We start from the raw sequence: 7,796 nt of genomic DNA on the forward strand, positions 1-7,796 counted from the left end.
TTGGTCTACTACGGGAGGGCCACCGTTACAGCCGACACCGCGGCCGGGTTACGGCAGCAGCCGATCGTGGAAGCTGTTGGCGAAGACGCGGTGCGGATCGTGCGCGTTGAGGGACGCCCGAGCGGCCGCGAAGTTGCCCGACGCCGGGATCCCCTGGGTGTAGGCGGCCGGGAGGGTCTGGGTGAGCCATTCGTCGTCCCGGTGGCCGCCCTGGTCGGTGAAGGCCCAGCCCTTGGCCCACTCCGAACGGAACGTCGCGTAGTCCCCCGAATAGTGCTGCGCCATCCAGCGTTCCATCTCACGGAAGTACTCGCCGGCGCCCGGCGTGCCGGGGAGGGTGACGACGTTCATCCAGATGCAGGTGTCCCACTCGGGATGATCCGGGCGTGGACGCACCGCCGACAGGTTCGGCGGGCCTGCGGACTCGACGAGCACCTCCGCCTGGTCGTCGACCTTGCACATGCGAACCTCGAAGGGGCCGTTGATCGGATACTTCCCCTCCGCCGCCAGCGCCGACATCCGGCCGTTGTGCCACGTGGTGAACTCGTTGATGACCCGCTGGATGTTGGCACGCTTGGTGACGACGACGCCGCCGCCCGCGGTGACCCGCATCGTGGTGTGCCGCAAGTAGAACAGCACGTCCTTGGACCAGCCCCAGAGGTCGTCGGTGTCGGTGAGTGCGAGTCCCGCCTGTACCGCCACCAGCTGCCCGATACCGAACGCCGGGGTGGCGGCCTGGATGCCTGCCGCCACCTGGCCCAGCAGGTCGGTGAGCGGTTCGGGGAGGTTGTCGGTGAAGAAGTAGTTGTAGGGCCCGAACACTTCCCGGGACTCCGGCGGCTTCACCGGCGACGGGCTCCAGATCTTGAGCCACGGCTTGTCGGTGAACGGGAACCAGATCGCCTCGACGCGGCCCGACTGATCGACGAATCGCTCGTAGGTCCGGCCCGGGGATCCGGTAGGCGCGAACATCTCCTGCCACGGGATATCCATGATGCTCTGGCAGCGCAGGCGGGTGTTCGCACCGGCCTGGAGGGTCACCGAGGTGACGAAGCTGCGACCCAGGTGGGTGAGCAGTGCGGTGATCTCGGGATCGGCGCGGGTGAAGTCGCGCAGCACGAAACGGTCGGTGGCGTCGTCCCACACCACCGCCGTCATCGCGGTGACGAGATTGGACAGCGACCCGAACGACTGGCCGGGTGTGACCGTCTCTCCCGCCGCCGGATAGGTGGCGCCGTGCGCGCCGATCGCGAGGATGCCGGCGATCGAGAGGTCACCGATCGCGGGCGAGTTCGCCCACCCGAGGCCGTGTTCCTGCAGCGCAGTGAGAATCGATTCGAGACTGGCGCCGCCGCCGGCCGTCACGGTCGCCGGCGTACCGGCCGGGTTCACGCTCACCCCGTTCAGGTGGGTCATCGTGTTGACGAGGAGCATCTTCTCGACGTTCTCGCCGGGTACGACGGTGAGCGGACTCCAGCCGTGCATGGTGCCCTTCGCGCGGACCCGGAAGCCGTTATCCTTGGCCCAGTTCGCGATCCGGACGACGTCGTCCGGGGTGCGGGCCGTCGCGGTCCACACGGCATCGAAACGGATGTCCTTGGCCCAGTTGACGTAGCCCTGCTGCGACAGCGGGATGTCCTGCGGGAACGCGGGCGGGACCGGGAGGTTGGAGACCGGACCACCACCCGATCCGGCGGAACCGGCCGGCGGTAACGCGAACGCCGGGGTCCATCCGATCCCGGTCAGCGCCGCGGCACCGGCCGCGACCCCTGCAGCCCGACCGAGGAAGCCCCTGCGGGACACCTCGTTCCGCGGCGTGCCCGTCGTGTTCTTGCTCCGCTCAGCATCCACGGGTTCGACTCCGATCGTCTCGTCAGGGAAGGCGGCCGCATCGGCTCGCCGCGCACTCTGGGAGTCAAACTAGAACAGGTTCCGTTCCGATGCCAGTGGTTCCGTAATATTCGTCGGCTCAGCGGGACCTGCGCGTTGACGGCGGCACAACCCCTCGTTACTGTCCGCAGAAAATGAAACCTGATTCCAGGGAGACGCAGTGACGGCTGAGTGCACGTTCGTCGAGGCCGGAGGCGTGCTGTGCTGACGCCCTTCGACGACTACCCCATCCACCAGACCCCGCTGCCGGTCGCGCACGCGGGCGACGGGCACCCCAACCACTACGACCGCTACTGGTTCAACGGCTACGCCGAGGACGTCTACTTCGCGGTCGGACTCGGGGTCTACCCCAACCGCGGCATCATCGACGCGTCGTTCAGCGTCGTCCACAACGGGGTGCAGCGCTCGGTGTTCGCCTCCGGACTCGCCCCCCTCGACCGCACCGAGACCAAGATCGGGCCGATCAGCATCGAGGTCGTCGAGCCGCTGCGCGTGAACCGCATCAGGGTGGACGCCGAGGAGTTCGGCCTGGTCGCCGACCTCACCTACCGGGCCCGCACGTCGGCCCACGAAGAGCCTCGGCAGACAATGCATTCCGGCTCGTCGTTGATGATGGACGTCACCCGCCTCACCCAGCTCGGCACCTGGAGCGGCACGCTGCGCAGCGGCGACGAGAACATTTCGCTGGACCGCCGGGTCTTCGGGACCAAGGACCGCTCGTGGGGCATCCGGCCGGTTGGCCAGCCCGCACCGGCGGCACCCCAGGCCCGCAAGCACCAGGTGTTCTTCTTGTACGCACCGCTGCACTTCGAGGACCAGTGCCTGCACTACATGGTGTTCGAGGACGAACGCGGTTCCCGCTGGGCGGAGACATCGGTGGTGCTGCCGGTGATCGGCGACGACGGTCCGGTCGTCGGCGCGGATCTGCCCGTCACGCACGTGCACGTCGAGCACGAGATCCGTTGGGCGCCTGGTCTGCGACGTTCGGACGGGGCGACGCTGCAGGTGCGCGGCGGCGACGGGGACGCCGGCCGGATCGAACTCGAGCCGCTGCTCACCTTCCGGCAGCGGGGTGTGGGCTATTCCCACCCGACCTGGGGCCACGGCAACTGGCACGGCGACTTCGCCGTCGGCGGTGAGGAGTTCGCCGTCGAGGACCTCGACAACACGGCCGCGGAGAACATCCATGTCCAGCAGGTCATGCGGGTGCAGTGGGGCGACCGGCAGGGCCTGGGCGTCCTCGAACAGCTCGCCATCGGCCCCCACGCACCGAGCGGGTTCGAGGGCTACTTCGACGGTGCGCGCGCATAGTTCCGGGCAGTCGAACGTCGGAAGCCACCCTTCGGGGTGGCTTCCGGCCTATTCGCCCCCCGTCTGAACGGAGTTCCGCAGGGCGTCGGTGATCGCCTCGGGTGCCCCGTCCACCGCCCACACCGCGAGACCGACCGCCACGAGCGTCAACGCCGGACCGAGGAAGGCGCGTTCGAACCCACCGCCGGCACGGATCGCGAGGAACGACGGCAAGCGCAGTTCCCACCACCGGCGACCGCCGAGGGGGACGAACGGCGCCAGGAACGGCACCCCTTCCTTGGTGATCATGTCGCCGAGGCAATGCGTCGCACACCCCAGCGCGACCGCAACCCCGAGTCCCGTCGAGCCCACCTGGTCCGGAAACCACTGCCACGTCAGGATCGACAGGAACGCGGACACGGCGGTGACGATGAGCCATCCCTTGTCCCGCGCCCAGCCCCCGAACAGTCCCCGCAGCGCGAGGCCCAGAGTGAAGAAGAGCGTGACGATGATGGCGGGGCGACCGAACTGTCCCACCAGCGCCGAGATGCCGGCCCCGAGGCCGATCGCGAACAGCGCGGTGTGGGTGAACGTGCGATGCCCACCTCGTCGGTTGGCGTCCTTGCGCCCCTTCGTCACCCGGTAGACGCCGAGGGACAGCGTGTCGATGCCCGCGGCGAGAGCCCGCGAGATCGGTCCGAACGAACGCGCGACCGTGGACTGGTTGGTATCGAGATCCGGTAACAGCGCGGCGCCGGCGCACACGCCCGCAAACGCGAACGTCTCGGCGGTGGACGTGGGCCCACCCCAATCGGTCGGGAGGAGATCCGCGACGGCGAGGCCGACGACAGCACCGGACATTGCATGGGTTGCACCCATCACCATGTGGAGACAGCACCTTTCGAGCACCAACAACAGAGCACCAACAACAGAGCAGCAACAACAGAGCAGCAACAGCGAAGGGGTCCGACGTGACCGCCTCGGACCCCTCACGTAAGACGCTAGCAACGACCTCCGACACGCCGCCGACACAGCGTCTTCCGCCAGGTCGCTGGCCTACATTGACGCCATGACGGCCCCCAGCACCTCCACGGCGTCGCCCCCACGGCTCAGCGCCGCGACCATCCGCGGCTACGCGCTGGGGTCGGTCGGCACCGGCGGCTTCGCGACCCTGCCCGGCCTCGTGCTGGCGTACTACCTCACCGACACGCTCGGGGTCGCGGCCGCGCTGGCCACCGTCGTGGTGTTCGCGCCCAAGGCCCTCGACGTGTTCCTCAATCCGGCGATCGGCGGGTGGAGCGACGCCTCGGCCCGGCGGACCGGCAGCCGACGCCGGTTCCTCACGGTCGGCGCGGCACTGCTGCCGATCTTCTTCGCCCTCACCTTCGCCGTGCCCGACAGCGTCGGCGCGGGCGCCGGTGCGGTGTGGGTGGCGGTGGCGTTCATCGCGTCGGCGGTGGCGTTCAGCCTCTTCCAGGTTCCCTATATCGCGTTGCCCGCCGAGCTGACCGACGACTACCACGAGCGGGCCCGCCTGATGGCATGGCGTGTGGCCATTCTCGCGGTCGCGATCCTGCTGTTCGGCGCGGGCGGCCCCCAACTCCGTGAACTCGGTGGTGGCGGGCACTGGGGTTATCTGGTGATGGGTGTCGTGGCCGGCATCGTGTTGGGGCTCGGCATGTTCGCGGCGTCCCGGGTGGCGCCGATCAACCCGCCGACCGTGTCCGATGGTGACGAGAACGTGTCGTTCGCCGCGTCGCTGCTCGTCGTCCGGTCGAGCGCGCCGTTCCGGGCGCTGTTGGCGGCGTTCGCGCTCCAGGCCCTCGCGACGGGCACGATGCTCGCCGGTGCGCAGTACGTGGCCACGTACGTGCTCGGCAACGAGGATTCGGTGTCGATCCTGTTCGCGGCGCTGGTCGGTCCGGCGATCGCAGTGATGCCGTTGTGGTCCAAGCTGGTCCGGGCCTGGGGCAAGCGCCGGACGTACCTGCTGGCGTCGGCGATGTTCCTGATCGCCTCCGTCGCGCTGCTGGGTCTGCTGGCCGGCACCGGATGGTGGGTGTACGCCGTCGTGGCGCTCGGCGGTGTCGGCTACGCGGGCATGCAGATGCTGCCGATGTCGATGCTGCCCGATATCATCAGCGATCACGAGCGTGCCGAGAACGGCACCGCACGCGCCGGGGTGTTCAGCGGCGTGTGGACGGCCGTCGAAACCATCGGGCTCGCACTCGGTCCCGCGCTGGTGCTCGCGATCCTCGCCGTCACCGGGTTCGTCTCCTCCACCGGCGACGAGCACGCCGCTCAGTCCGCGACTGCACTCGACGGCATCATCCTCGCCTTCTCGGCCGCCCCCGCGATCCTCACCGCCCTCAGCGTCGCCGCGCTCGCGCGCTATCGACTCGCCGTCGAGGACGCCCACGCACAGAACGGAAACCACTGATGCAGTTCCGACTCGAGCCCACCGAGATCCTCGCCCGCCTCGACGCACTGCGCGCCGCGGACGCCCCGACGTCGGGTGGACGTCTGCTGTCGTACGTGTACGACCCGGGCGTCGCCGAACTCTCCGACCTCGCGGGCGCAGCCGCCCTGCGCGGTCAGTCACTGAACGGGTTGGATCCCACCACGTTCCCGTCGATCGCGGCGATGGAACGGGACCTCGTCGCGCTCGGCCGCGACGTGCTCGCGGGCGGCGATCCCGACGTGGTCGGCAGCGTCACGAGTGGCGGCACCGAGAGTTGCACGCTCGCTGTGAAGTCCGCGCGCGACACATGGCGGGCCCGGACCGGCGCCGAGCACCGGCCGACGCTGCTGATCGGTGCGACCGCGCATGCCGCGTTCCACAAGGCGGCGCACCTGCTGGATCTGAAGCTCGAGGTGCTGCCGGTCGATCCGGTCACCGCCCGCCTGCGCCCCGACGACGTGGCCGCCGCCCTGTCCCCCGACGTCGCGCTGGTGGTCGCGAGCGCGCCGTCGTATCCGCACGGGGCGCTCGATCCGATCGCCGAGATCGCGGATCTGTGTGCGGCCCGAGACGTCGCGTTGCACGTCGACGGCTGCATTGGCGGCTGGGTGCTGCCGTGGTGGCCGGACCCGGAGAACCGCCGCTGGGATCTGACGGTGCCCGGGGTCTCGAGCCTGTCGGTGGATCTGCACAAGTATGGGTACGCCCCGAAGGGTGTGTCGCTGTTGTTGTTCCGCGACCGCGACCGGCATCGCGCGCACTGGTTCGCGACCACCCGCTGGCCCGGGTACGCGGTGGTGAACCCGACGCTGCTGGGCTCGCGCAGCGCAATGCCGATCGCGGCCGGGTGGGCGGTGGCGCAGGCGTTGGGCGAGCAGGGGTTCGAGGAACTGGTGGCGCCGATGGCCCGCGCGACACGGCGGATCCGGGAGACGATCGAGGGCATCGAGGGCCTGCGCGTGGTCGGAGATCCCGTCAGCCCGCTGCTGGCGATCGCGTCGGACGACGCCCTGCCCGACGAGCGCCGCGTCGACCCGCACCGCTGGTCCGACGCCGCCGGCGGCGACGGGTGGGCGCTGCAGCCGCAGCCGCGGCACGTCCAGTCCGACGGCACCGTCCTGCCCCGCACCACCCACCTGACGATCACGCCGGTCACCGAGACCGTCGTCGACGATCTGATCGCCGCGCTCACCAAGGCCGCGGACCGGGTCCGCGGCGTCGCCGGCGCAAGCGCACCCATCGAGTTCGTGCAGGCCGCCGCCCTCATCGATCCCGCGGAGTTGACGAGCGAGATCAGCGCCGGGGTCCTCGCGCTGGCCGGTCTCGACCCGAAAGCCGGACTCGACGGGCCCAAGGCCGACATCCTCGCGCTCGTCGAGGAGCTGCCGGCGCCGGTCGCCGAACGCCTACTGATCGAGTTCCTGGCCCGGTTCCTGGAGCCCTGAGGTGACCTGCACAGTTTCGGTGATCGGCACCACCAAGAACTTCGTCACCACCAGCATCCCAGTCGGCTCCGGACTGATAGAAGCGGCAATCACCCCCGACGGCCGACACGCCTACGTCACCAATTGCGCCGGCAGCACGGTCTCGGTGGCTGCTGCACGGTTCACCTTTGTCTGGTGTGCCGGCCCTTCACCACTGGGTCTGCCGCGTGAACCCGATGTGCAATTGTCGCTGCGGTAGTGAACCTGGAGCAGACTTCGATCTTGGAGATCTGTCGGCAACGACGCTTGGACGCTCGAACGCTGGTGCAGCGCCCAGGGCCATCAGGTGTTGCCGGGCCACTGCCATCGTCAGCGACGGTCGTCGAGGATGGGAATTGACCCTGATCCCCGACACCGGAGACCAGGGCCTGCTATCTAGCTACGGCAGCTGAGCCGTCAGGAACGCGGACGAATCCTCCGTGAACACGACGACCTCGACGCTGAGCACCGCCGACTGTCGTCCGAATCCTGACTTCGGTCATGGCGTTCGGACACGGTCGCTACCGAGGTCGATCACAACCGCAGACCTGTGCACACCACTGCTGACATCCGTGCAGTCAACTTCTGAAAATGACACACGGACGTGGGCCCCGGCGCCTGTACGGCGCCGGGGCCCAAGGGGATTCACTTGAACAGACCGGCCATCAGGCCGGGATACTTACCTGTGCCCC

6 protein-coding genes are annotated in these 7,796 nt (G+C 69.1%); 4 read left to right on the plus strand and 2 right to left on the minus strand.

What is annotated here, in order from left to right; genetic code table 11:
- Positions 1 to 48: 48 nt before the first annotated feature.
- Positions 49 to 1,803, minus strand: coding sequence for a cholesterol oxidase substrate-binding domain-containing protein (locus C8K36_RS22880; protein WP_107987350.1), 1,755 nt, complete (start codon positions 1,801 to 1,803; stop codon positions 49 to 51).
- Positions 1,804 to 2,091: 288 nt separating this feature from the next.
- On the opposite strand from C8K36_RS22880, the gene C8K36_RS22885 reads away from it, so the two are divergent.
- A complete protein-coding gene (locus C8K36_RS22885) occupies positions 2,092 to 3,201 on the plus strand; it encodes a hypothetical protein (RefSeq protein ID WP_107987326.1) in 1,110 nt (369 codons plus the stop codon).
- 48 nt (positions 3,202 to 3,249) lie between these two features.
- Here the strand turns inward: C8K36_RS22885 and C8K36_RS22890 are convergent, their stop codons facing one another.
- Positions 3,250 to 4,065, minus strand: a complete 816-nt coding sequence (locus C8K36_RS22890; RefSeq protein ID WP_107987328.1) for a metal-dependent hydrolase — start codon at positions 4,063 to 4,065, stop codon at positions 3,250 to 3,252.
- Positions 4,066 to 4,249: 184 nt separating this feature from the next.
- Here C8K36_RS22890 and C8K36_RS22895 point away from each other — a divergent pair, with 184 nt between their 5' ends.
- Genes C8K36_RS22895 through C8K36_RS22905 form a run of 3 tightly spaced genes read left to right on the plus strand, consistent with a single transcriptional unit; the run spans position 4,250 to position 7,324 of the window.
- Positions 4,250 to 5,620 carry an MFS transporter gene (locus C8K36_RS22895; protein WP_107987330.1) on the plus strand — a complete coding sequence of 457 codons (1,371 nt, stop codon included), beginning with the start codon at positions 4,250 to 4,252 and terminating at the stop codon, positions 5,618 to 5,620.
- On the plus strand, positions 5,620 to 7,086 hold the full coding sequence (locus C8K36_RS22900; protein WP_107987332.1) for a pyridoxal phosphate-dependent decarboxylase family protein: 1,467 nt from the start codon (positions 5,620 to 5,622) through the stop codon (positions 7,084 to 7,086). Before C8K36_RS22895 ends, C8K36_RS22900 begins: the two co-directional genes overlap by 1 nt.
- A 1-nt stretch (position 7,087) precedes the next feature.
- Complete coding sequence (locus C8K36_RS22905) at positions 7,088 to 7,324, plus strand: YncE family protein (RefSeq protein WP_107987334.1); 237 nt, start codon at positions 7,088 to 7,090, stop codon at positions 7,322 to 7,324.
- The last annotated feature ends 472 nt before the right edge of the window (positions 7,325 to 7,796 follow it).

It is taken from the genome of Rhodococcus sp. OK519 (assembly GCF_003051005.1).
Classification (GTDB): Bacteria; Actinomycetota; Actinomycetes; order Mycobacteriales; family Mycobacteriaceae; genus Prescottella.

Coding starts and splice junctions, on each gene's coding strand:
- C8K36_RS22900 (WP_107987332.1), top strand. CDS start 5,620: ATGCAGTTCCGACTCGAGCCCACCGAGATCCTCGCCCGCCTCGACGCA.
- C8K36_RS22890 (WP_107987328.1), bottom strand. CDS start 4,065: ATGGTGATGGGTGCAACCCATGCAATGTCCGGTGCTGTCGTCGGCCTC.
- C8K36_RS22895 (WP_107987330.1), top strand. CDS start 4,250: ATGACGGCCCCCAGCACCTCCACGGCGTCGCCCCCACGGCTCAGCGCC.